This is a genomic window from Nitrosopumilus piranensis, from assembly GCF_000875775.1.
Lineage (GTDB): Archaea > Thermoproteota > Nitrososphaeria > Nitrososphaerales > Nitrosopumilaceae > Nitrosopumilus > Nitrosopumilus piranensis.
In genome coordinates, this window is record NZ_CP010868.1 from 108995 (window position 1) to 131685 (window position 22691).

Annotated in this window: 25 protein-coding genes, 2 tRNA genes and 1 other RNA gene; 15 read left to right on the top strand and 13 right to left on the bottom strand. The window is 32.8% G+C overall.

What is annotated here, in order from left to right:
• The first annotated feature begins 8 nt into the window (after positions 1 to 8).
• The 3 genes from NPIRD3C_RS00530 to NPIRD3C_RS10540 are packed head-to-tail and all read left to right on the top strand — an operon-like array spanning position 9 to position 1441.
• The gene (locus tag NPIRD3C_RS00530; protein WP_148702353.1) at positions 9 to 776 is read left to right on the top strand and encodes a TrmB family transcriptional regulator; all 768 of its coding nucleotides are present in this window, start codon (positions 9 to 11) and stop codon (positions 774 to 776) included.
• A gap of 2 nt (positions 777 to 778) precedes the next feature.
• On the top strand, positions 779 to 1237 hold the full coding sequence (locus tag NPIRD3C_RS00535; protein ID WP_148702354.1) for a metal-dependent transcriptional regulator: 459 nt from the start codon (positions 779 to 781) through the stop codon (positions 1235 to 1237).
• A 39-nt stretch (positions 1238 to 1276) separates the two neighbouring features.
• Positions 1277 to 1441 carry a hypothetical protein gene (locus NPIRD3C_RS10540; RefSeq protein WP_182126180.1) on the top strand — a complete coding sequence of 55 codons (165 nt, stop codon included), beginning with the start codon at positions 1277 to 1279 and terminating at the stop codon, positions 1439 to 1441.
• 3 nt (positions 1442 to 1444) lie between these two features.
• Here the strand turns inward: NPIRD3C_RS10540 and NPIRD3C_RS00540 are convergent, their stop codons facing one another.
• Positions 1445 to 1864, bottom strand: a complete 420-nt coding sequence (locus NPIRD3C_RS00540; protein ID WP_148702355.1) for a secondary thiamine-phosphate synthase enzyme YjbQ — start codon at positions 1862 to 1864, stop codon at positions 1445 to 1447.
• A gap of 170 nt (positions 1865 to 2034) precedes the next feature.
• On the opposite strand from NPIRD3C_RS00540, the gene NPIRD3C_RS00545 reads away from it, so the two are divergent.
• Both NPIRD3C_RS00545 and NPIRD3C_RS00550 read left to right on the top strand, forming a co-directional pair.
• A complete protein-coding gene (locus NPIRD3C_RS00545) occupies positions 2035 to 2448 on the top strand; it encodes a hypothetical protein (protein ID WP_148702356.1) in 414 nt (137 codons plus the stop codon).
• Between the two features lie 32 nt (positions 2449 to 2480).
• Positions 2481 to 3530, top strand: a complete 1050-nt coding sequence (locus NPIRD3C_RS00550) for an mRNA surveillance protein pelota (RefSeq protein ID WP_148702357.1) — start codon at positions 2481 to 2483, stop codon at positions 3528 to 3530.
• Here the strand turns inward: NPIRD3C_RS00550 and cutA are convergent.
• Entirely contained in the window at positions 3527 to 3838 is a 312-nt protein-coding gene (gene cutA, locus NPIRD3C_RS00555) for a divalent cation tolerance protein CutA (protein ID WP_148702358.1), read from the bottom strand. The two genes, NPIRD3C_RS00550 and cutA, sit on opposite strands and share 4 nt — an antisense overlap.
• Positions 3839 to 3926: 88 nt before the next feature.
• On the opposite strand from cutA, the gene NPIRD3C_RS00560 reads away from it, so the two are divergent.
• The 4 genes from NPIRD3C_RS00560 (at position 3927) to NPIRD3C_RS00575 (ending at position 6748) form a co-directional block, all read left to right on the top strand.
• Entirely contained in the window at positions 3927 to 5078 is a 1152-nt protein-coding gene (locus NPIRD3C_RS00560; protein WP_148702359.1) for a site-2 protease family protein, read from the top strand.
• A 43-nt stretch (positions 5079 to 5121) separates the two neighbouring features.
• Positions 5122 to 6036 (top strand): TIGR00269 family protein, encoded by a 915-nt coding sequence (locus NPIRD3C_RS00565; RefSeq protein ID WP_148702360.1) that lies wholly within the window; start codon positions 5122 to 5124, stop codon positions 6034 to 6036.
• 35 nt (positions 6037 to 6071) lie between these two features.
• An RNA gene (gene ffs, locus NPIRD3C_RS00570) (signal recognition particle sRNA) lies at positions 6072 to 6383 on the top strand.
• A gap of 32 nt (positions 6384 to 6415) precedes the next feature.
• Positions 6416 to 6748: a hypothetical protein gene (locus NPIRD3C_RS00575; protein ID WP_148702361.1), complete on the top strand. Its 333-nt coding sequence runs from the start codon at positions 6416 to 6418 to the stop codon at positions 6746 to 6748.
• Here the strand turns inward: NPIRD3C_RS00575 and NPIRD3C_RS00580 are convergent.
• Positions 6745 to 7023: an acylphosphatase gene (locus NPIRD3C_RS00580; protein ID WP_148702362.1), complete on the bottom strand. Its 279-nt coding sequence runs from the start codon at positions 7021 to 7023 to the stop codon at positions 6745 to 6747. The two genes, NPIRD3C_RS00575 and NPIRD3C_RS00580, sit on opposite strands and share 4 nt — an antisense overlap.
• A gap of 50 nt (positions 7024 to 7073) precedes the next feature.
• Positions 7074 to 7808, bottom strand: a complete 735-nt coding sequence (locus NPIRD3C_RS00585; protein WP_148702363.1) for a 50S ribosomal protein L2 — start codon at positions 7806 to 7808, stop codon at positions 7074 to 7076.
• Between the two features lie 104 nt (positions 7809 to 7912).
• Here NPIRD3C_RS00585 and NPIRD3C_RS00590 point away from each other — a divergent pair, with 104 nt between their 5' ends.
• From NPIRD3C_RS00590 to gatE, 3 genes are read left to right on the top strand one after another with little or no spacing between them, the layout of a single operon-like run.
• Positions 7913 to 10081: a CDC48 family AAA ATPase gene (locus tag NPIRD3C_RS00590; protein WP_148702364.1), complete on the top strand. Its 2169-nt coding sequence runs from the start codon at positions 7913 to 7915 to the stop codon at positions 10079 to 10081.
• Between the two features lie 32 nt (positions 10082 to 10113).
• Entirely contained in the window at positions 10114 to 11403 is a 1290-nt protein-coding gene (gatD, locus tag NPIRD3C_RS00595; protein WP_148702365.1) for a Glu-tRNA(Gln) amidotransferase subunit GatD, read from the top strand.
• Positions 11404 to 11411: 8 nt separating this feature from the next.
• Complete coding sequence (gatE, locus tag NPIRD3C_RS00600; protein ID WP_148702366.1) at positions 11412 to 13316, top strand: Glu-tRNA(Gln) amidotransferase subunit GatE; 1905 nt, start codon at positions 11412 to 11414, stop codon at positions 13314 to 13316.
• A gap of 3 nt (positions 13317 to 13319) precedes the next feature.
• On the opposite strand, the gene NPIRD3C_RS00605 is transcribed toward gatE, so the two are convergent.
• The 7 genes from NPIRD3C_RS00605 to NPIRD3C_RS10815 all read right to left on the bottom strand — a co-directional run bounded on the left by NPIRD3C_RS00605 (position 13320) and on the right by NPIRD3C_RS10815 (position 18950).
• A tRNA-Leu gene (locus tag NPIRD3C_RS00605) sits at positions 13320 to 13404 on the bottom strand.
• Between the two features lie 236 nt (positions 13405 to 13640).
• Positions 13641 to 14174 (bottom strand): 5' nucleotidase, NT5C type, encoded by a 534-nt coding sequence (locus NPIRD3C_RS00610; protein WP_148702367.1) that lies wholly within the window; start codon positions 14172 to 14174, stop codon positions 13641 to 13643.
• Between the two features lie 5 nt (positions 14175 to 14179).
• A complete protein-coding gene (dnaJ, locus tag NPIRD3C_RS00615; protein ID WP_148702368.1) occupies positions 14180 to 15265 on the bottom strand; it encodes a molecular chaperone DnaJ in 1086 nt (361 codons plus the stop codon).
• Positions 15266 to 15314: 49 nt separating this feature from the next.
• Positions 15315 to 17207 (bottom strand): molecular chaperone DnaK, encoded by a 1893-nt coding sequence (gene dnaK / locus NPIRD3C_RS00620; RefSeq protein ID WP_148702369.1) that lies wholly within the window; start codon positions 17205 to 17207, stop codon positions 15315 to 15317.
• Positions 17208 to 17216: 9 nt separating this feature from the next.
• A complete protein-coding gene (locus NPIRD3C_RS00625; protein ID WP_148702370.1) occupies positions 17217 to 17774 on the bottom strand; it encodes a nucleotide exchange factor GrpE in 558 nt (185 codons plus the stop codon).
• 35 nt (positions 17775 to 17809) lie between these two features.
• Entirely contained in the window at positions 17810 to 18604 is a 795-nt protein-coding gene (locus tag NPIRD3C_RS00630; RefSeq protein ID WP_237087681.1) for a hypothetical protein, read from the bottom strand.
• Between the two features lie 64 nt (positions 18605 to 18668).
• Positions 18669 to 18950 carry a hypothetical protein gene (locus tag NPIRD3C_RS10815; protein WP_237087682.1) on the bottom strand — a complete coding sequence of 94 codons (282 nt, stop codon included), beginning with the start codon at positions 18948 to 18950 and terminating at the stop codon, positions 18669 to 18671.
• Between the two features lie 64 nt (positions 18951 to 19014).
• Here NPIRD3C_RS10815 and NPIRD3C_RS00635 point away from each other — a divergent pair, with 64 nt between their 5' ends.
• The 3 genes from NPIRD3C_RS00635 (at position 19015) to NPIRD3C_RS00645 (ending at position 20977) form a co-directional block, all read left to right on the top strand.
• Entirely contained in the window at positions 19015 to 20043 is a 1029-nt protein-coding gene (locus NPIRD3C_RS00635) for a DUF354 domain-containing protein (protein WP_148702371.1), read from the top strand.
• Between the two features lie 54 nt (positions 20044 to 20097).
• Positions 20098 to 20170: transfer RNA gene (locus tag NPIRD3C_RS00640), tRNA-Gln, on the top strand.
• Positions 20171 to 20239: 69 nt separating this feature from the next.
• The gene (locus NPIRD3C_RS00645) at positions 20240 to 20977 is read left to right on the top strand and encodes a Rossmann-fold NAD(P)-binding domain-containing protein (RefSeq protein ID WP_148702372.1); all 738 of its coding nucleotides are present in this window, start codon (positions 20240 to 20242) and stop codon (positions 20975 to 20977) included.
• Between the two features lie 9 nt (positions 20978 to 20986).
• Here NPIRD3C_RS00645 and NPIRD3C_RS00650 read toward each other — a convergent pair whose 3' ends face one another.
• Together NPIRD3C_RS00650 and NPIRD3C_RS00655 are read right to left on the bottom strand one after the other, a co-directional pair.
• A complete protein-coding gene (locus tag NPIRD3C_RS00650) occupies positions 20987 to 21748 on the bottom strand; it encodes an ABC transporter permease (protein WP_148702373.1) in 762 nt (253 codons plus the stop codon).
• Positions 21732 to 22670 carry an ABC transporter ATP-binding protein gene (locus NPIRD3C_RS00655; protein ID WP_148702374.1) on the bottom strand — a complete coding sequence of 313 codons (939 nt, stop codon included), beginning with the start codon at positions 22668 to 22670 and terminating at the stop codon, positions 21732 to 21734. Before NPIRD3C_RS00655 ends, NPIRD3C_RS00650 begins: the two co-directional genes overlap by 17 nt.
• Positions 22671 to 22691: the final 21 nt, after the last annotated feature.

A 22691-nucleotide genomic window follows, 5' to 3' on the forward strand; every position in this document is an offset into this window, starting at 1 on the left:
TAGATCGCATGAGTATATCTGATAAGACAAGAAAGGCATTAGAAAAAATTGGTCTAACAAGTTATGAGATCAGAACATTTTCTGTATTACTAAAATCAGGGGAATTAACAGCATCAGAGCTTAGTCAAAAATCAGGAGTGCCATATTCAAAAATTTATGAAGTTCTAGGAACACTAGAGGAGAAAGGTTGGATTGGAACAGATGATTCCAGACCAACAAAGTATTTTGCAAAATCACCATCAACAGGGTTAGAAACTACAAAACAGAAAATGGAAAATGATTTTTCACAAAATCAGAGTGTTATTCTAAATGAGCTCGTTCCATTATATGAAAAAAGTGGAACTAGTGAAAAACCAGACATTTGGGTATTATCAGGTGCAGTAAACATTGCAGCAAAAATTCTAGAAATGGTTGAAACTTGTAGAAATGAAGTCATGATTGCATTACCTGAAGCTGGAGAAGAATTAGTTAAACAAGCATTACCAAAATTAAGATCACTTCATGATAAAGGAGTTGAGATCACTATTCTTACATCAGATAAAATGGATAAAGAATCCATCAAAGCAATTAAACGAGTTGCTACAGTTAAAGTCAAGAAAGGTTTGTTTGGAGGAGGTATAATTTCAGATAAAAAATATGTTGTAATTTTATTAGGTCCTGAAATTGCGGGTGAGAATTCCTCAGATGTAGTTGCAATTTGGGCAGATCATGCAGGATTAGCTGGATTTGCACGTCAATATTTTGAATATTTATTAAAAGATTCAAAGAAGGTGTAAGTATGGATGGATTAAATGATGAAGAGACTCTATTTGTAGGAACAGCTGAAGCTGAACATGTAGAGATGTATCTTAAAGCAATTTGGCATATCAAAGAAAGAGGAGAAGAAGTCAAAATTAGTACAATTGCAAAAATGCTCAATGTAAGGCAACCAAGTGTTGTTCAAATGTTAAAGAAGCTAAACAGTAAGAATTTGGTCACTTACAACAAGGCAGGAGTAAAACTTACAGGAGAGGGTCAGGCTATTGGATCTAGTATGATGAGAAATAGTAGACTACTAGAAGTTCTAATGGATAGTGCACTCAAAGTTGATATCGATGAAGAAATGGTATGTGGAATTGAACATCATATGAACAAACAATTTACAGATGCATTATGTACAATGCTTAAACATCCAAGAAAGTGTCCACATGATCACGACATTCCAGTTGGAGAATGTTGTAAATCAGATTCAGGATAATATCCCAAAAGATATATCATCTTAGAAAATATACCAATCATGGCATGTTTTTGTGGATGTGAAACATATCAAAAAAATGATGATGGTTTTAAAATTGCATGTGTAAAGTGTGGACATGGACCTCAAAATCATGATGAAGAATTCAGAGCTGCGGCAAGAAAGAACGAATCACAAAGTCAAAAACGTGATGCAGATTTTGGATAGAACTTATTTACCAATTATTTTTACTAAAACTCTTTTTGGTCGTTTTCCATCAAATTCACCATAGAATATTTGTTCCCAAGGACCAAAATCTAATTGGCCATTAGTAATTGCAATGACTACCTCTCTTCCCATCACTTGACGTTTTAGATGAGCATCTGCATTATCTTCTCCAGTGTCATTGTGTTTGTATTGATCAACTGGAGCATGAGGAGCTAATTCTTCTAACCACTTTTCATAATCATGAAGTAATCCACCTTCATTGTCATTGATAAAAACACTTGCAGTAATATGCATCGCATTAACAAGGCATAAACCTTCTTTGACCTTGCTTTCGTTAACTAATTTTCTTATGTCAGGAGTGATATTAACAAAGCCTCTACGTGATTGAACATTAAAGGTTAGATATTCAGTTAACGAATTCATAATTTTTCTAGGTTAATCATCAATTAAAATCATAGGCAGGCTCAGAACTCAAGATCCTCATCATCATTTCAAAGGGATAGGTTCATCACCACCTGCAAGGCATATTTGAGGAGATTCCTATTGAGTCTTTCAAGAAGCTTGATAAATGGCCATTAGATTATTCATTCAAAATGGTTGCAATTGACACTCCAGCATCAGTGGAAAGTTTTAGAAGATTTATCATCTCAAGTACATGCAAATCTTATGCCCCAAGAAGTTATTTAGAAGACTCTGAAGTATTTGCTGAAAGAGAAGATAGTCTAGGTGCAATTTATGTAGAAGCAGCTGATAAAGTAACTTTAAAAAAAATTAGAGACATTACATTTGTTAATGCTAGAGATATTCTAGGAATTATTTATAATTCAAAAAGTGGCAATACATCTCTAAAATGGCGTCAATTAAAGAGAAATCACGGCAAGGTTACTGGAGAGGCATCTGCAAATTCATTAACAAATTTAGCCGAGTCAGGAGTTCTAACTTTGGATTGGGTTGAAAGTTATCTAAAGAAAAAATCTGAAGAAAAAACTAACGAAGTAACAAACTAAACTCTTTTCTCTTTGTAGACTAGAATAACAATATGATTACAAAGAAAATTGATGAGAATTTAATTTCTGTCATTCCAGAAGATTCAGATGATCTTTTGAATCTACGTAGGATAATTAAAGAAAATGACAAAATTATTGGTGATACAACCAGAGTACTAAAGCAAGATAAAGACTATTCAAGACCTGACAAAGGAGAGAGAATTAAAGTTAGAATTGCATTAACCGTAGAAAAGATTTCATTAGATAATGTGTTAGATAGATTAAGAGTTGGAGGAACGATTTCTGAATCAAGTAATGAGTCAGTACCTCATGGGAGTCATCATTCATTTATTTTAAAAATTAATGATGGAATTACGATATCAAAGAAAAAGTGGTTACCATTTGAAAAAAATCTTTTAGAATCAAGTAATAATCAAATTGGTTTTGTGCTTGTAGCAATAGACACAGGAGATAGTGGAATTGCAAGACTAAGAGGAACACATTTGGAATTTATGCCAAATATCTATTCAGGCTCAGGTGGAAAGAGATACAAAACTAATTTCAACATTGAAAAATTCTTTGAGCAAGTACAACAAGCAGTTTCAACTATTCTAAAAGAAAGAGATACAATAGTGGTTTTTGGACCAGGTGAAACGAAGAAAAGATTTGCAAATTTTATTCAAAAATCTCAAAATCTACAAAAATTCAAAGTACATGTTGTAGAAGGGATAGATTCTGGAGGAGAAGATGGAATTTACACATTTACAAAATCCAATATAATGAAAGAGATCATGTCAGATAGTAAACTAGCAAAAGTATCTTCAATTATTGATAAAGTCATGCTCCTTGCAAATAAAAAAAGTAAGAAATTCACTATGGGTTTTGATGAGACATTTAATGCAAATCAAATGGGCGCAGTTGAATCCCTTGTTTTTTCAGATAAAGCAATTCAAGATGATGAACAGAAAATGATAGATTTTCTAAACGATGTTGAAAGTAAGGGAGTGAAAATGTATAGTGTCGACTCATCTACAGATATTGGTCTAAGAGTAACGGGATTAGGAGGAATTATTTCCTTATTACGATATTCAATAGAATCTTAATTTGTTGATTCTATCAGCCAATCAAGATAGGGCTTGTTTATTGAAGTTACATCAATTTCAGCAATTTCAGGAACATCATATGGATGAGTTTCCTTAATTTTTTCTTTGAGTAATTTTTTGTTTTTTGATGTAGTTTTAAAGATAGCAATGTATTCAGAGGCATTTTCAATTTTTTGATTCCAAGAATAGATCGAAGAAATTTTAGAAATATTAACACATGCCACTATCTTATTTTTTACAAACACTTTTGCAATTTTTGTAATTGATTTTTTATCAGGATATGTTGAGATTATCACTGCTGGTTTCATAGTAACCGATAAATGTACGTACCTTAAAAAAATTACAATTAGTTTGGAACTTGATTTTATTACTCAAAATTCGATTATTTATGTATTAATGGCATGGGTCATTATTGTAATTGTTGCAAAGGGATTAAAATTAGAAAAACATGGTTTTGAAATAAAGGCGTACAGTTTAACTTACAAAAATAAACAAGTTAATTCAGTACTGTTAAAACTTCTTAGTCGTACAAGAAGAGGAATTAGAGTTTTTGCAGATGTAAGTGTAATTTCAGGTTTTATCATGATGGGTTTTGCATTTTGGTTTTTGCTAAATAATGTTGCAAACTTTTTTGTTGCACAAACAGAATTCGCAGAATTAACAGTTCTTATTCCAGGAGTTACACTAACTTCAGCGGCATCAATTACATACTTTTTACTATCAATTCCAGTTGTACTCGTAATTCATGAAGGAGCACACGGTATTGTTGCAGCTTTAGAAAAAATTAAGATCAAAACAGGAGGTTTTGCCATATTTATCGCAATGTTTGCAGGTTTCGTAGAGCCCGATGAAGAAGAGTTCAACAAAGCAAAGAAGATTTCAAAACTCAGGGTAATTGGCGCAGGAGCTACATCAAATGTAATTTTTGCATTTGTGTTAGGAGCAATTTTGCTTACAAATCCATTTTTTGCAATGGTTTTACCTGAACCGCTATTGAGTGCATTTTATGAATTACCGGAAGGAGTTCTAATTCTTTCAATCATTGAGAATTCAGGGGCTGAACAAGCAGGATTGCTTGCAAATGACATCATTACATCAATCAACGATAAGCCGATTTTGAGTCCAGTTGATTTTCCCAGTTTGAATCCTGGAGATATGGCAAGTGTGTCAGTACTTAGAGATGGGCAACCTTTAGAATTTAATCTTGAAGTAATGCCAGCACCTGATGATCCAGAAAGAGGATTAATTGGAATTATGAGAGATAATTCATTTGCATACAAACCTGTAATGAATTTCATTGAATGGAATGATCCAAATGTTTCAATGTTTCTCTTATGGCTTTGGATGATATCATTTTTTATTGGAATAATCAACATGCTTCCATTACCAATTTTAGATGGCGGAAAATTCATTCATACAATAATTGATAAAAGAATTTCTGAAAAATCTGTAAATGGCGTAATGTGGGGAATCTATGCATTCACCTTTGTATTATTTGGCCTAAATATTGCCCTATCATATGTAAAGTCAGGTTGGTTCACAATATAGAAAATACCTAAAGAATCATTAATGAAAAAAAATATTTAAACTCATGAAATGTGACGGGTGTGAAAATTCAGCAGTTTACACTAGAAAATATTCTGGACAAAAACTCTGTTCAGAATGTTTCTCAAATTCCATTGTAAGAAAAACTGCAAAGACTATTTCCAAGCACAAAATGATTCAAAATGATGAACTGGTAGCAGTTGCAGTTTCAGGAGGAAAAGACTCCTTAGCACTCTTAAAAATCATTCATGAAATGTCATCTACTCATAATTTTAGAATCAAAGCAATTACTATTGATGAAGGAATTCCAGGATATAGAAATGAGGCATTAGAAATTGTAGAGAAGTTTTGTGGAGAATTGGGTGTAGAACACAAAATTTACTCTTACAAAGATCTCTTTGAATTAACACTTGATGAAGCATTAGATTTGAGGGAAAATGAAAAAACATCATCATGTTCAATTTGTGGAACTTTAAGAAGGAGGGCAATTGATCATGCTGCAAAAGATATTGGCGCAGATGTTATTGCAACTGGACATAATCTGGATGACATATTACAAACATTTGTCATAAATATGCTTTCAGGAGATACCAATAAGATTGGATGGATGGATCCTGATACATCTTCAAATTCATTACGAAAAATAAAACCATTTTGTGAAATATACGAATCAGAAATAGTATTTTATGCATTTACAAACGACATACCATTTCAATCAGAACCTTGTCCTCACATGAATGAGGGAATAAGAACTGAAATTCGTGAATTTCTAAATTCATTAGAAAAGCAACATAGTGGAATTAAAAATAATTTGTATAAATCAGTTCTAAGAGTATCTAATATTGTAAAAGAATCAAACTATAAAGAAAAAATGAGTTGTAAGAAATGTGGTAGTGACTGTACTGGAAATGTATGCGCAGTTTGCAACATGGTTTTGAAACTAAAAGAAAACCAAACCTAATGCAAATATAACATACTTTGTTTTAGGAAAAATGGTAGTAGGTAGGATTAGGGTGCCAGCCGTGCCCTGTTCTGAAACCGGCTATATGCAGAGATCAGTAACTGTTGGGTAAATCTCTAGATGGGTAATTCCCGCTTGGTGTGCGGAAATGAAATCACGCCGAGGCGGGTGGTTGCAGGACTAGAATTATCCGAAGGGATGACTTCTAAGACCGAACCATCGAAAGGGATGAGGTCCGGGAGGGAGCAATCCTAAGGTGGAGCATCCACGCTTCCTCGTCAACGTGGCGGATCTTGTATGCCTTGAAATGGGGCTATTCGTCTAGACTGGAACCAACAGATCTGCTACCATTTATTATTAAAATCAAATTTACAAGATCATGGAAGGAATTATTTCATTTGGCAATAAAAGAAGTTATGAGGAGTTTAAGAAACAAATTCCAACTCAGGTCTTGCCGCTTTTTGATTCAATTAGAGTATTTTGTTTATCCTTAGGAGAAAATGCGATAGAAGATGTCAGAATGCATAGAGTTGTTTTTTGTAAGTCAATGACATTTCGATGGTTTGCAGATGTTGAACCACAAAAAGAAGGAGTCGTTATAAAAATTCAAAAAAATAGAAAAGAGCCTACAATAATCATCAATATCCATAAAGACCAAAAAATTTCAGAATTTGAAGATTTGATTAAAGAAGCATATAAAGAAATTCACTAATACAAAACATCAAACTTTGAAAATTCACCAGTATATTTTTCGTTTCTAATTTCCACATCTTCAACGATTGCATTTGCAGGACCACCATGAGCCCATTCAATCAAACGACTAACATTTTCTTCATCACCTTCTAAAACAGCCTCAACACGTCCATCTTTGAGATTTTTTACCCATCCAAAAACATCATTTTGAATTGCTCTTGTTTTCAATGTCTGACGAAAAAAAACACCTTGAACTCTACCAGTTACAAAAATCCTAATTCGTTGATTTGACATTTAACAGAGAGTTCTCGGAGCTATTAATCAATTTTAGGTTAAAGAGAAAACTACTTTCTTTCTTTTATTCTAGCTCTACCAGTCTTTCTTGCAGCAATGCTTCCGACTTTAGCTCCTGGAGGAGCATCTCTTGAGACAGTAGAACTTTGTCCAACGTGTTGATGACGACCACCACCATGAGGGTGAACATAAGCTGCTTGAGCAACACCTCGAACTATTGGGTATTTCTTTCCTTTAGCTTTGAAGTTTCTCCATTTTCCACCTGCACTCATAAATGGTCTTTCACTAGAACCGCCTCCAGCTAGAGTTCCAATCATAGCTCTATTTTTTGGGTTTAGAGTAGTGAATTTTCCAGAAGGAAGTTTAACAGTAACACCCTCATCACCATGAGAGAAAACAGTTGCATCAGTTCCTGCAGATTTAACAATTGCACCACCATCACCAAAGTGCTTTTCAATATTACATACAATAGTTCCATCAGGAATATTTTGAATGCTAATTACATTTCCTTTCTCAATTTTTGATTTTAATCCAAATTGTAAAGTAGTGCCTACTTTTGCCCCAAGAACTGCTGGAACAAACGATACAGACCCATCTTCAAATCTAACTTTAGCTAAAGGTGCTTCTCTACCACGCTCGTGAACAAGGTCAATAATCTCACCTGCATGTTGTTCAGATAGCGGAAAACGAGGATAGTTTGCTTTGGTTCCTACTTTGCCAGTAGAAGTAGATCTAAATTGATTTCCTCCACGGCCACGTCTTCTTACTAATGGTCTCTTACCCAAGCTGATCGTTTCCTACCTAAAGAGGATTTTAAGCTTGTGATTTTTACCTGTCATTTGAGAAAATTACCACAAAGGTATAAAAATTAGACAGAGGGCATTTGAGTATGAGCCAAAATGCCCTATCTCTAAAAGTTTTGGAAGCATACACTAGAGATGTTGGAAGAGGAGTAGCAAGAATTGATTATGATTCTATGGATACGTTAAATGCCTCAACAGGCGATGTTATAGAAATTAAAGGTAAGAGAAGAACAGTTGCAAAATGTCTTCCACTGTATCCATCTGATGAAGGAAAAGGGATTATCAGAATTGATGGACTTGGAAGAAATAATTCGGGTATTGCAATTGGAGACACAATTTCAGTTAGAAAAATCAAAGCAGTAGCTGCAGAAAAGGTAGTAGTTGCCCCATTAGAGGCAATTCCACCAATTGATGAAAGATACCTTGCAGATGCTTTAGAGAGTGTTCCTTTAATTAAAGGAGACAATGTAATGGTTCCATATTTTGGTGGACGTTTAACTTTTCAAGTAATCGGGGTCACACCAGCTGCTGATGCAGTTTTGATTACACAAAAGACAGTTTTCCATATTGCAGAAAAAGGAGAAACATTACGTGGAGTTCCACAAGTAACCTATGAAGACATTGGTGGTTTGACTGATGAGATAAAGAAAGTAAGAGAGATGATTGAACTTCCATTAAGACATCCAGAAATCTTTGAAAAATTAGGAATTGAAGCACCAAAAGGCGTATTATTGTATGGACCTCCAGGAACTGGTAAAACATTACTTGCTAAAGCTGTTGCAAATGAAAGTAATGCACATTTTATCAGCATTTCAGGTCCAGAAATCATGAGCAAGTTTTATGGTGAAAGTGAAGCAAGATTAAGAGAAATTTTCAAAGAGGCAAGAGAAAAAGCTCCATCAATTATTTTTGTTGATGAAATAGATTCAATTGCACCAAAAAGAGAAGAAGTTACTGGAGAAGTTGAAAGAAGAGTTGTTTCACAAATGTTATCCTTAATGGATGGGTTGGAGGCAAGAGGTAAAGTAATTGTAATTTCTGCCACAAACAGACCAAATGCAATTGATCCTGCACTTAGAAGACCAGGTAGATTTGACAGAGAAATTGAGATCAAAGTTCCAGATAAAAAAGGAAGAAAAGACATTCTTGCAATTCACAGTAGAAACATGCCATTATCTGATGATGTAAATATTGACAAGATCTCATCAGTTAGCCATGGATATGTTGGAGCAGATTTGGAATATCTATGTAAAGAGGCTGCGATGAAATGCTTGAGAAGATTATTGCCTATTCTAAATCTTGAGGAAGAAAAAATTCCACCTGAAACATTAGACAAACTAATTGTGAATCATGAAGACTTCCAAAAGGCATTGATTGAGGTAACACCATCTGGAATGAGAGAAGTATTCATTGAAAATCCAGATGTAAAGTGGGATGAAGTAGGTGGTTTAGAAGATGTAAAACGAGAATTACAGGAAGCAGTTGAATGGCCAATGAAGTATCCAGGTCTTTATGATAAATTAGGACATACCATGCCAAGAGGCATATTACTTCATGGTCCAAGTGGCACAGGTAAAACATTACTTGCTAAAGCTGTTGCAACACAAAGTGAAGCAAACTTTGTTTCTGTTAGAGGTCCAGAATTATTATCTAAATGGGTTGGGGAATCAGAAAGAGGAATTAGAGAGATTTTCAAAAGAGCAAGACAGTCTGCCCCATGTGTAATTTTCTTTGATGAAATAGATTCTATTGCGCCAATTAGAGGAGCAGGTGGTGAAACTGCAGTTACTGAAAGAGTTGTCAGTCAATTACTTACAGAGTTAGACGGAATGGAAAACATGCATGGAGTTGTTGTCTTGGCTGCAACAAATAGAGCAGATATGATCGATCCAGCTTTACTAAGACCAGGCAGATTTGACAAAATCATTCAAGTACCAAATCCAGATAAAGATAGCAGAAAACGTATCTTAGAAATTAATGCTGAAAAGATACCTATGGGAGATGATGTAGACATAGATAAGATTGCTGAAATTACAGATGGAATGAGTGGAGCTGACACTTCATCTATTGCAAATACTGCAGTTTCATTAGTTATTCATGAATACCTAGACAAACACCCAGACGTCAAAGACGTTGAAAAAAATAGTATTGATGCCAAGGTAACTATGAAACATTTTGAAGAGGCAGTAAAGAAAGTAAGAGAACAAAAAGACCTCAAGATGGGAGAAAAATTAGTTGCTTCCTATTACAGGTAGTTTTAATTAAATAACAAATCTAATTCTCATAAATGTCAGAATACAGAGGGTATGAAGCAAACTCGTTAGAATTTCTTAAAAAAAGTCAAGTCAAAGTAGGAGATTCAGTAAAAATTCTCACAGATATAACGTATTCAGGCATAATTATGCCAAGATACGAACATAGTGATGACAAGCATATTGTTTTGAAACTAAAGAGCGGATATAATGTGGGGTTAGAGATTGCAAAAATTAAGAAAGTTGAGAAAATTCAATCCTCAGAAAAAATTATTGATAAACCTGAAAAAATAAGCAAAATAGAAGGATTACCAAAAGTTTTGTTACTCTCAACAGGTGGAACAATTGCAAGTAAAGTAGACTATAGAACAGGAGCAGTTACTCCAATATTGACTGCTGAAGAATTAAACTCATCAGTTCCCGAACTTTCAAAAATTGCAAATATCGATACAGAAGTTTTGTTATCAGAATACTCTGAAAATATAATGCCAGAAAACTGGTTAGAAATTGCAAAAAAAATTAGTACTTATTCAAATTCAGATTATTCAGGAATTATTATTGCTCATGGAACTGATACAATGCATTACACGTCATCATTTCTTTCATTTGCACTAGCAGGATTTCCAATACCAATTGTTTTAGTTGGCTCACAAAGATCTTCAGATAGAGCATCATCTGATGCAGCATTAAATTTGATAGGCGCAGTAAAATTCATCACAGAATGTAAAACAAAAGGTGTTTACATCATCATGCATAATGATGAAAATGACAATACTGTTGCATGCCATATTGGAACACGAGTTAGGAAAAATCATACTAGTAAACGAGGCGCATTTCAAACAATAGGAGATAATCCTGCATTCATAATTGCAGAAGAAAAAATTCAAAAAAATATGTCTAAAGAGTTCTATAAGACTCAGGAATTTCAACCAAAAATTAATCTAGATACAAAGATTGCGTTGGTAAAATATTATCCAGGATATGATCCAAAATTAATTGAACACATAATAGATAACGGATACAAAGGAATAATCTTTGAAGGAACAGGATTAGGACATGTTGGAAGAGTGATGTATGATTCTGTGAAAAAAGCCAACGAAAAGGGAATGTTTCTAGGCATGACATCACAGTGTATTGATGGAAGAATAAGAATGACAGTATATGAGAGTGGAAGAGATCTTCTAAATTTAGGCATAATTCCTTTAGAAAATATGCTTCCAGAGGTAGCACTAGTAAAAGCAATGTGGGCCCTTGGAAACACTCAGAATATTGAAGATGTAAAAGAAATTATGCTTGATAACATTGCATCTGAAATATCAATTTAGGAGAAAAAATGGCAGAATTTTCAATAGATGGATTGGGAGTTAAAGTAGGACTAGAGATTCATCAACAACTTGACACAAATAAAAAATTATTTTGTAATTGTACACCTATTGATACAGAGGAATATTCTATCAAATTTCAAAGGAAATTACGTGCTGCCAAAAGTGAATTAGGCGAATATGATCCTGCAGCACTATTTGAAAAATCAAAATCAAAAACTATAATGTATTTTGCAAATACAGAAAGTAGTTGTTTAGTTGAACAAGATGAAGAACCACCACATGAATTAGATGATGATGCAAAGAGAACTGCATTAATTATTGCATCATCTCTAAGTTCACAAGTATTTAGTGAAATATATCCAATGAGAAAAACTGTAGTAGATGGTTCAAACACTACAGGATTTCAACGTACAATGTTAATTTCACAAGGAGGTTCTTTCAATGTAGATGGAAAAAAAATTGGAATTCAATCTATTTGTCTTGAAGAAGATGCTGCAAAAATTTTAGGAGAAGAGGGTTCAATCAAGAAATATGGCTTAGAGCGTTTAGGAATTCCTCTAGTCGAGATTGCCACTGAACCATTTGAAGTAAAACCACATGAAATTAAAAAAATTGCATTGGCACTAGGAAGAATTCTGAGAAGCACTAAAAAAGTGATAAGAGGTTTGGGTTCAATTCGACAAGATGTAAATGTTTCAATTAAGGATGGGGGTGTTGTAATAGAAGTAAAGGGAGTTCAACAGCTTGATCAATTAGAAAAAGTGGTGGAATATGAGGCTAAAAGGCAACACGGATTATTAAAAATCTCAAAAAAATTACAAGAAATTGATTGTATTCACAACAATAATGATAGAAAAGACATTACAGAATTATTCAAAAAATGTAGTTCAAAAATTATTCAAAATGCCATAAAGAAAAATCAGAAAATATTTGGTATTGCATTTAGAGACATGGCAGGTATGTTTGGATATTCACCATACGAAGGAATTAGATTAGGAAAAGAAGTAGCAGAACTAGTACGATTTTTTGGAATAGGTGGAGTTTTTCATTCTGATGAGTTACCAAATTACGGTGTTGAAAATGAAGACATTGATGATTTGAAAAGAATTTTAGAAATCAATGATAATGATGGGTTTCTGATTTTGGCAGCTCCAGAAGAGAAAATGGAGATAGTCACAGATCAGATAATTTTGAGAATCGAATACATTAGAAATGAAGGAATTCCAATCGATACAAGATTAGCAACTCAAAGTGGAGAAACTAAATTTCTGAGACCAAGACCAGGTGCAGCAAGAATGTATCCTGAAACAGATATTCCTCCAATAATAATTTCAAAAGCAGAATTAGATAATGCAATAGAGAATATTCCCAAATCATGGGATGATTCAATCAAAGATCTACAAACAAAATATCAACTAAATCTTCAATTATCAGAACAACTTTTTGATTCAAACTATTTTGAATTATTTGAAAGTATAATTGGGAAAACCAAAGTAAGCCCAACATTTGTAGCATCAATATTATGTTCAACTATAACAAATTTAGAAAGAAGTGGATTAGATTCAAAATTATTAAAAAACAAAGAAATAGAAAAAACATTTCAATTTTTGGAAGAAGGAATAATTACTAAAGAATCAGTTGAAATTATTTTTGAAAACATTATGAACGGAAAGTCTCAGACAATAGAAGAGGCAATGAAAAATGCTTCAATTGAAACTGTGGATGAGTCAGAATTAGAGGTATTTTGTCATCAAATTGTTGAAAATAATCAGGAAATTATAAAAAATCAAAAAGAAAGGGCAATTGGACCTCTAATGGGAATTGCAATGAAGGAATTAAGAGGTAAAGCATCTGGAGAAACAATCAACAAACTTCTTTTAAAAAATATCAAAAACAAATTAGAAAATAACTAATTATGCGGGAGATGGGATTTGAACCCACGAACTCCTAAAAGATAAGGATCTGAACCTTACGCCGTTGGCCAAGCTGGGCGACTCCCGCATTGTGAATTTTTGAAATCTAGAATAAGTTTCTTTATTATACTGAAAGTATAACATCTATCAATCCAAAATGGGAATAGAATTCAAAGAAGTTTATTGTATAAATTGTAAAAAAATACTAGGACGTTATAACGTTAAATTTTATGACGATGATAAAATTTCAGAGTTGTTAAAGACAACTCATTCTACTCATGTCAGAAAAGGGCATCAGATAAATATCAAAAAATTTGTAAAAGATTAATTTAATTTTTTAATTGCTTCAGAAAGATTTGAAATTCTGTGAACAGTATTTTCAGCAATATGTTGATTCCATGGTTGAGAATAAAGAATTACATTTTTGTTATTTTCTAGAAATTTTAATGCATTTAATGGCGAATCATCAATAAAAACATCATAATCTAAATTAGCTTTCATGGGACCATCAACTACTGAAATATAGTTATCATAAGAGATGTTGTGATGTTCTAACCAATTCTTCACAAAAGAATCAGTCGAACGTTCTCTTGCAGTTACAATATCTACTTGACCAATATCAGAGAGATTTTTTGTAACTGTTGCCAAATTTTCTTCAGTAGGTGGGATTGAAGTCCAATTTTCCCAACAGGAGTTTAATTCAGAATAAAAGTCATAACGATCAATTTCAAATTTTTTCCAAAAATCCCAATCAGTAATCTGGTGCTTTAAAATCTCTTGTCTGACTGAATTGTTGTGATTTAACCATGACTGGATAACATCAGCAAGTACACCATCTACATCTAATGCGATTTTCATATTATTTAGTCAATAGTTTGTTTAAATTCATCAAGGAGATTTTTTTGATGTTTACTAAGTTTTTTAGGAATGTTTACAATAATTCTAACATACTGATCTCCTCTACCTCTAGAATTGATATGAGGCACGCCTTTTCCTTTTAGTTTGATAATTGTGTTTGGTTGACTTCCAGAATCAACCTTAATTTTTTCTGTTCCTTCTAAGGTTGGAACAACTACTTCGCATCCTAACGCTGCATCAACCATTGAAATATCTTGATCATAGAAGATATCTTTTCCATCTCTATTGAATTTTGGATGAGGTTGTACTCTCACTCTAACAATTAGATCACCATTAGAACCTCCAGGCACTTCATTTCCTTCATTAGGTACAGTATAATCACCTGAATCAATTCCAGGTGGAATATCAAATGTAACTTTTTTTGAACCTTTTTTCTTTCCTTGACCTTTACAATCACCACATGGTGTTTCAATAAGTGAGCCTTGGCCTCTACAGGTAGAACAGGGTGCCGCAGTAACAAATGAAGCAAATCCCATATTACGAGTTTGTCTTACTTGACCTTGTCCATTACATGAGGAACATGTCTTTTTATCGGTACCAGGTTTACAACCCGAGCCACTACAGGTGTCACATTGAATTTGTTTTTGTAATTCAATTTCCATTTGTTTGCCATGTAAAACATCTTCTAGTGTGACGGATGTTTGATATAGAATATCAGAACCTCGTTCTTGACCAAATCCAAATCCACCACCTCCACGACCAAAGATTGATTCAAAAATAGAATCGAATCCGCCACCTCCACGACCAAAGATATCGCTAAAGTCTCCACGTGCACCTTGAAATATATCTTCACTAGAATATCTTCCATCTACACCTGCATGTCCGTGTTGATCGTATAGTTGTTTTTTTTCAGGATCAGAAAGGACTGCATATGCTTCAGATATTTCCTTAAAATGTTCTGCAGCTTCAGAAGATTGATTTCTATCAGGATGGAATTTTAATGCTAATTTTCTATATTGTTTTTTAATTTCATCATTTGAAGATGATTTAGATACTCCTAAAACTTCATAATAATCTCTTTTTGCAGACATGAATCATTCCTTTATTCTAATTGATGTATAAATGGTTGAGTTATGAAAATTAGTTAGTTTTTGTTTCATCATTTGAAGATGAGTTAGTTGTTTGTCCATCAGCACCTTGTTGTCCATCAGCACCTTGTTGTCCATCAGCACCTTGTTGTCCATCAGCACCTTGTTGTCCATCAGCACCAGGTGGTGGGGCTGCATTTTTGTATAGTTCTGTAGTCACTTCATTTACTAGAGATTGTAAGGCTTCAAGTTTTGGTTTTAATTCTTCAGGTTCTTTATCTAAAACTTCTTTTACTTCTTTGACAGCATCAGTAATTTTAATTCCTTGTTCTTGAGAAATTTTGTCTTTTAGATCATGATTAACTAATTTTTCAGTAGTGTAAATGTAACTTTCTGCTTCATTTTTAAGATCAATCTTTTCTTTCTTCTTTTTATCTTCCTCAGAGAATTTTTCAGCATCTTCCTTTAATTTTTCAATTTCTTCTTCAGAAAGCTTTGTTTTTGTTTCAATAGTAATTTTTGCTTCTTTTTGGGTTCCAAGATCTTTTGCAGTAACATTTATGATTCCATTTGCATCAATATCAAATTTTACTTCAATTTGAGGTACTCCTCTTGGAGCAGGAGGCAAATCTGTAAGATTAAAGCTGCCTAATGATACATTATCTGTGGCCATAGGTCTTTCACCTTGTACGACATGAATAGTTACGGCTGTCTGATTATCAGCTGCAGTTGTAAACACTTTACTTTTTGATGTAGGAATGGTAGTGTTTCTTTCAATTAATGGTTCTCGAACACCACCTAGAGTTTCAATTCCCAAAGTTAATGGGGTTACATCTAGTAGAACTATATCACTAGTAACATCTCCAGCAATAATTCCTGCTTGGATAGCAGCACCCATTGCAACTGCTTCCATAGGATCAACACCAGATTCAACTTCTTTTCCTATAACGTCACTAACAAATTTTTTAACTAGTGGAATTCTTGTAGGTCCGCCAATCATGACTATTTTATCAATATCAGAAGTTGAGAGCTTTGCATCTTCAAGTGATTTTTGTATTGAAGGTTTACATCGATCAACTATAGGTCTGATTAATTCATCTAATTTAGATCTGGTTAATCTTAATTCAAGATTCTTTGCACCAGATGATGGATCATGTGCGATAAATGGTAAATTAATATCAGTTTCCATAACAGTAGATAATTCAATTTTTGCTTTTTCTGCAGCTTCTCTTATTCTTGTCATTGCAGTTGTGTCTTGAGAAAGATCAACTCCTTCTTTTTTCTTGAATTCATCAACAACATAATCAATCAAAACTTTATCCATATCAGTTCCACCTAGTTGAGTATCTCCAGAGGTACTCATTACTTCAAAAACACCACCTCCCATTTCCATGATGGTAACATCTAATGTTCCACCACCAAAATCAAATACAAGAATCTTCATGTCTTCTTTTGCTTTATCTAGTCCAAATGCTAAGGATGCTGCAGTTGGTTCATTAATTATTCTAACAACATCAAGCCCAGCAATTGTTCCTGCATCTTTGGTTGCTTGACGTTGATTATCATCAAAATATGCTGGAACTGTGATAACTGCTTTTTCTACAGATTCACCAACAAATGCTTCAGCATCTTTTTTTATTTTTTGTAGAATGAATGAAGAGATTTGTTGAGGTTTGTATTCTTTATCTTGAATTTTAAATGTGTAATCAGAACCCATTTTTCGTTTTGCTGCAACAATAGTATTATCAGGATTCGTAACAGCTTGCCTACGAGCAGGCTCACCTACTAAAAGATCACCTTCTTTTGAAAAAGCTACTACTGATGGAAATGCTTTTCCAGCTGCAGTTTGACCTTCAGCAGCAGGAATTATTGTTGGTTTTCCACCCATCATTACTGCAGCAGCAGAGTTACTCGTTCCTAAATCGATACCTATTACTTTAGTCATTTTTAATCATCATCCTTTTTTTGAAATTTCTACTAATGTTGGTCTTATAACCCTCTTTTGAGAAATATATCCCTTCCTGATCTCTTTGATAATGGTATTATCATCTAAATCAGGATCAGTAATAATTGAAATTGCTTCATGAAGATTTGGATCAAAAATTTCCCCTAATGCATCAATTGGAGCTACTTCATATTTTTTCAATAAAGAGTCCATATTTTTTAAAATTGAATCAAGTCCTTCAGTATTAATTTTATTTTCAGAAAAGACATCTCTTGCACGAATAAAATCATCATAGATTTTTAGAAAATCCAATAGAAATTCATCGACTCTAGCATTAACACCATTTTCAATATCAGATTGTGTTTTTCTAGAAAGGTTTTGAAAATCTGCTAAAATATGTTTTAATTTTTCTTCACATTCAGAAGTTTTTTGTTTTTCTGCATCTAACAACTCTGATAAATTTTCTTTCACAGGTTCTGAAAATTCTGATTCCTCAACAGGTTCATCAGTTTCATTCTCAGAAACAACATTTACAGTGATTTCATCAGATTCATCATCATTAGACAATTCAAACAAAATACTAGTTTAGCTAATTTATACTATTATTGAATTGTTTCGCATAAAGGATTTGCTTTGACAATAATCAAATCAGTATCTTGTTTAGTTTTTTCAATCCTTGTAAAATCAGATTTTGAACAAGCCACAACAATTGTTGTCTTATCACTGTGAAATAGATCAAAGTTTGGATCTTCATATGCCTCAACATCACCAATATAATCACGTAGTCTTGAAGTCAAATTTTGAAGCATTTCAATTTTATCTCCACGCATTGAATGTTGATCAAGTGTCCAAGATAATGCAATCTTAGTTCTACTAGCTTTAAGATCATTTTTCTTTAATGTTGCACGTATTTCATCAATCAATCGTTTAATGTAACCATCAATTCCCTTTACACTTCCATTAATTAGATACATGAGTGTGTTGGCACCCTCAAAAGATGAACCTAAGGATTTAAGATCTAATAAACCACCAACCATATCATCAAGGAATATTTCTTGAAAATCGTCTGAAGACAGATCATTTTTAGTGATTTCATCTTGTGCATATTTACAAACTTCTAATACACTACACAAACTTGAAAATCTTGAGAGGATATTTATTGCATGAAAATGCTCAGAAGATGAAATTGCAACAAAGTTTTTTTCTTTTTTTCCAATAGTTAACAAATCAGATAGTACTGAGTCTTTTTTACCATTGAAAGAACCAACGATTTTTGGTTGTTGATCAGTACTTTCTAAAGGATAATAAAAATATGAAATATCTTTTCCGACTTGAAGCCCTGTAACATGCTCAAGTAAAGAAATATTTTCATTATTTCCACCAAATCCTGTTGGCAAAGTAAAAACAACAGAACTTTTTTTCTTTAAAGACGCAGTAGCATCCTTGAATTTTGAATGAATTTCAGTTTTGATATCTTGACCAGTTTTTCTGATTCGGGGAGTAAAAAAACAGATATTGAGCTTTTGATATTGCTACATCAATTGGCTCCATAGCTAGTAATGGTTCATCTTCTTTTAGAGACGAAACATTAGGATAAGTTTTAGCAATTTCTGCTTTTAGCGAAATTGCAGATGGTGTTGATTCATCAATAATGTAAACATCAGCTCCTTTAATGGCCATTTGGGATGCAATAGCATACCCTTCTGTACTAAGCCCATAAACAACAACTTTTGTTCCCCCCATTACACTAAAGCTTAGGATTAGACTAAGAAAAACTTATTGAACTAACTTCAGCTATGGAAATTACTTGAAAATATGGATAGATATTCTAACTCCAAAGCAATTATTGTTTTCAGAAGCAATTATTGAAAAATTAGGGAAAAAACACCAAATTCTTTGTACTTCTAGAGAATATGAAGAAGTTACAAAATTGGCCAAAATACGTGATTTTAGGCTTGTTTTAGTTGGGAAACATGGTGGAGGAGAAAAGGAAACTAAACTTAAAGCAAGTATTGAAAGAATAGAAAAATTATCTAGTAAAATAAAGTCATTTTCACCAGATCTTGTAATTAGTTTTTGTTCGCCTGAGGCAGCAAGGATTTCATTTGGATTAGGGATTAAACATATTGCATTTTGTGATTCCCCACATGCCAATGCAGTAATGAGATTAACATTACCACTGATTCAAAAATTGTTAATTCCAAAAATCATTCCAAAAAATGAATTTTCTAAATACGGAATTGATCAAAAAAATATCATTCAATATAACGCAATAGATGCATATGTTACAATAAAAAGAAAAATAGCAGAAGAATCGGCATCACCATTTACAAAAAAGAATAGAAAAAATATTTTGATAAGAATAGAAGAAGAAGAAGCATCATATGTAACAAAATCAAATAAAGTCATTCCCATAATAAAAAAAATTCTAAAAGAATTTGAGAATGAAAATGTTGTAGTTTTAGGCAGATATCCAAAACAAATTAAAAATATTCAAAAAAATATAGGTAACAAAATAAAAATTGTAAAAATGACATTTGATGGAAAGCAATTATTGAGAAATACAGATGTATTCATAGGTTCTGGAGGTACCATGACTGCAGAATCTGCTTTGATGGGAATTCCAACAATAGCATATAATGCAGTTCCAAATTTAATAGAGAATTTTTTAGTAAGAAAAAATTTGATAAAAAGAGAAACAGATCCAAATAAAATTTCTAATAATATAAAAAAAATTTTCAAATCAACAAATACAATTCATCAAAAAAGGGCAAAAAGGATTTCAGAAAAAATGGAAGACCCTATTGAAAAATTAATAGAAAGTATTAGAAATTAACCTGTCATATTCAATTAAAAAGTTCATTAAGGGAGTGAGCGTGTTCGATTTAGCAGCCCGATAGTGTAGAGGTCAAGCATATGGGCCTTTGGAGCCCGTGACGGCAGTTCGAATCTGCCTCGGGCTATTTTATTTAAAAAAATGATGAAATTATAACAAGAATATAACATGGAATGTTTTTCTCAAAATAAGAACAATGCCAGATATAGTATTAGGAATGGGAGAAGTTGGTGAAACCCTATTTGGATTACTTGACGAAAGAGGTTTTGATTGTGTTGGGATTGATATAGAATCTTCAAAATGCAAAAACTATTCAGAAAACGACATAATTAAAAATCCAGAATATCTTCATGTTTGCCTACCAGGAGAGTTAACTGAATTTATAGAAATTACTTTAGGTTGGATTCCAAAGTTAAAAGATCTAAAAGCAATAGTTGTTCATTCTACTGTTAGGCCGGGCACTACAAAAAAAATTCAAGAAAAATCTAGTATTCCAATTTTATTTTCGCCAGTTCGTGGTGTTCATAGAAGATTCTTAGATGACATTAAAAAATATACAAAATTTATCGCTTCTGACAATAATCAGATCAATCCTGAAATTAAATCAGATTTAGAAAAAAGATTTCAAAAGGTTGATTGGATGTCGACTACAAAAACAGGCGAGCTTGCAAAAATCTTAGTCGATACATCATATTATGGATGGTTGATTAATTATGCACAGATAACAAAAATGATTTGTGAAAAAGAAGGCATAGACTTTGATGAAATGTGGAAATTTGCGGATGAGATACATGAAAACTTAGGAAACAGGCCAAAGATGTATCCAGGGATTATTGGAGGACATTGTGTGATACCAAATTTGAGTTTAATTGAATATGAAGATCTAGACATAATTAAAAAAATTAATGAAATGTATGAGAAATTTAAAAAATGATTTTATTTTCTAAAAATCCAATTTGGTTAGAAGTTTTGATGCAATAACAAAAAGTACTGAAGCAATTCCAACAAGTACAAACATTTCAATAATTACAAAATCAGTAATGTTTCCAAAAATTCCTGCTCGAATTACATCTACTAGATAAGTTAAGGGATTTAGATAAAAGGCAGTACGTAATGGTTCTGGAACATTTTCTGCAGGATAAAATGCTGAACTAACAAATGCAAAAAACAGAAAAACGGTATTAATTATTACATTAAACCCTTCACTAGAGCGCAATCTAGTTGAGATTATAGATGCTAATGATCCAAATAAAACAGAGCCAGTAATAGCACCAAAAACAATCACAGGAATGGTAATTATTGAAAATTCTATAGATTCAAAAAATACAGGATAGCCTACTAAAGCGATCAAAGAAGCACTAACTAAACCAATTATGCCTATAGTGCAGATATTACTGAGAATGTAATGACTTCTTGTAAATGGACCGGACATGATTTGTTCAAACATTCCATGTCTCCTATCATTCCAGATTATGATTCCTGAGACAAGCGTACTGTTCATTATGTTAAATCCAATCATACCAGATGCAAGAAATGCTGGATAGTCAAGGTCCTTTCCACCAAATGGTACATGTTGAATTAACGGAGCATATGCAAAACCTGCTACAAAAATATAGATCAAGGGAAAAATTACCTGCCAAATTAAAAATCCAGGATTTAGAGAAATTGTAATGTTTCTGTTTACAAGTCTAATTATTGGATGCATTTTCTCTCACCATTTTTAAGAATATTTCTTCAAGATTTGTAGGAACTGCAGATAAATCTTCTATCTCAATTTCATTATCATTTAATATTTTCAAAACTTTTAACAAAACTAATTCAGATTGTTCAGAATGGATAACAATATTTGTTCCAGATTCAAAATTTATTTTACAATCAGAAATTCCATTTAATAAATTAGAAATTTTAGGATTTTTTTCTAATAAATGAATTTTAATAGTTTTTTCTTTTCCAAATTTGTTTTTTAGTGCTTCGGGAGAATCAACAGTAATAATTTTTCCTTTATCAAGAATTGCGATCTCATCACAAAGATATTCAGCCTCTGTTAAAATATGAGTTGTATAAAATATTGTCAAACCAGTTTTGACTTTATTTTTTAAATAATCTAACAACTTTCGTCTAGCACTAGGATCCAATCCTACTGTAGGTTCATCTAAAAATAACAAATCCATGTCATGCATGAATTCTCGTGCAACCTGTACTCTTCTTCGTTGACCAATAGAAAGATCTTCATTTCTTTTCTTTCTAATTTCAACTAGATCAAAATCTTGTAAAAGTTGTTCCATTCTTTTTTTACGTTCAGTTTTTGTAACATTCCACATCATCCCATATTTGTCGAGTGATTTTTCAACTGACAGAGTGGGTTCGTAACTTGGTTGTTGTAAGACTACTCCAATTTTGTGGCGTATTTCTAATGGGTTTTTTATTGCATCAATCCCCAATATTGTGAGGGAGCCATTTGATGGAGGAATTAAAGTAGTGAGTAATTTGATGGTAGTTGATTTTCCTGCTCCATTTGGGCCTAAAAATCCAAAAACCTGTCCAGGTTTTACTGATAAAACTATATCATCTACAGCTTTGATTGAACCATATAATTTGGACAAATGGCTAACATCAATACAGGACATATTGAAACTGCGATCATCCTA

Bases quoted from the DNA above. Each gene is read 5' to 3' on its own strand.
- gatE (WP_148702366.1), top strand. From the start codon at position 11,412: ATGGCAGAATTTTCAATAGATGGATTGGGAGTTAAAGTAGGACTAGAG.
- NPIRD3C_RS00650 (WP_148702373.1), bottom strand. From the start codon at position 21,748: ATGCATCCAATAATTAGACTTGTAAACAGAAACATTACAATTTCTCTA.
- NPIRD3C_RS00590 (WP_148702364.1), top strand. From the start codon at position 7,913: ATGAGCCAAAATGCCCTATCTCTAAAAGTTTTGGAAGCATACACTAGA.
- NPIRD3C_RS00550 (WP_148702357.1), top strand. From the start codon at position 2,481: ATGATTACAAAGAAAATTGATGAGAATTTAATTTCTGTCATTCCAGAA.
- NPIRD3C_RS00530 (WP_148702353.1), top strand. From the start codon at position 9: ATGAGTATATCTGATAAGACAAGAAAGGCATTAGAAAAAATTGGTCTA.
- NPIRD3C_RS00540 (WP_148702355.1), bottom strand. From the start codon at position 1,864: ATGAATTCGTTAACTGAATATCTAACCTTTAATGTTCAATCACGTAGA.
- NPIRD3C_RS10540 (WP_182126180.1), top strand. From the start codon at position 1,277: ATGGCATGTTTTTGTGGATGTGAAACATATCAAAAAAATGATGATGGT.
- NPIRD3C_RS00655 (WP_148702374.1), bottom strand. From the start codon at position 22,670: ATGTCCTGTATTGATGTTAGCCATTTGTCCAAATTATATGGTTCAATC.
- NPIRD3C_RS00580 (WP_148702362.1), bottom strand. From the start codon at position 7,023: ATGTCAAATCAACGAATTAGGATTTTTGTAACTGGTAGAGTTCAAGGT.
- NPIRD3C_RS00645 (WP_148702372.1), top strand. From the start codon at position 20,240: ATGCCAGATATAGTATTAGGAATGGGAGAAGTTGGTGAAACCCTATTT.
- cutA (WP_148702358.1), bottom strand. From the start codon at position 3,838: ATGAAACCAGCAGTGATAATCTCAACATATCCTGATAAAAAATCAATT.
- dnaK (WP_148702369.1), bottom strand. From the start codon at position 17,207: ATGACTAAAGTAATAGGTATCGATTTAGGAACGAGTAACTCTGCTGCT.
- NPIRD3C_RS00560 (WP_148702359.1), top strand. From the start codon at position 3,927: ATGGCATGGGTCATTATTGTAATTGTTGCAAAGGGATTAAAATTAGAA.
- NPIRD3C_RS10815 (WP_237087682.1), bottom strand. From the start codon at position 18,950: ATGGGGGGAACAAAAGTTGTTGTTTATGGGCTTAGTACAGAAGGGTAT.
- dnaJ (WP_148702368.1), bottom strand. From the start codon at position 15,265: ATGTCTGCAAAAAGAGATTATTATGAAGTTTTAGGAGTATCTAAATCA.
- gatD (WP_148702365.1), top strand. From the start codon at position 10,114: ATGTCAGAATACAGAGGGTATGAAGCAAACTCGTTAGAATTTCTTAAA.
- NPIRD3C_RS00545 (WP_148702356.1), top strand. From the start codon at position 2,035: ATGGTTGCAATTGACACTCCAGCATCAGTGGAAAGTTTTAGAAGATTT.
- NPIRD3C_RS00610 (WP_148702367.1), bottom strand. From the start codon at position 14,174: ATGAAAATCGCATTAGATGTAGATGGTGTACTTGCTGATGTTATCCAG.
- NPIRD3C_RS00565 (WP_148702360.1), top strand. From the start codon at position 5,122: ATGAAATGTGACGGGTGTGAAAATTCAGCAGTTTACACTAGAAAATAT.
- NPIRD3C_RS00575 (WP_148702361.1), top strand. From the start codon at position 6,416: ATGGAAGGAATTATTTCATTTGGCAATAAAAGAAGTTATGAGGAGTTT.
- NPIRD3C_RS00535 (WP_148702354.1), top strand. From the start codon at position 779: ATGGATGGATTAAATGATGAAGAGACTCTATTTGTAGGAACAGCTGAA.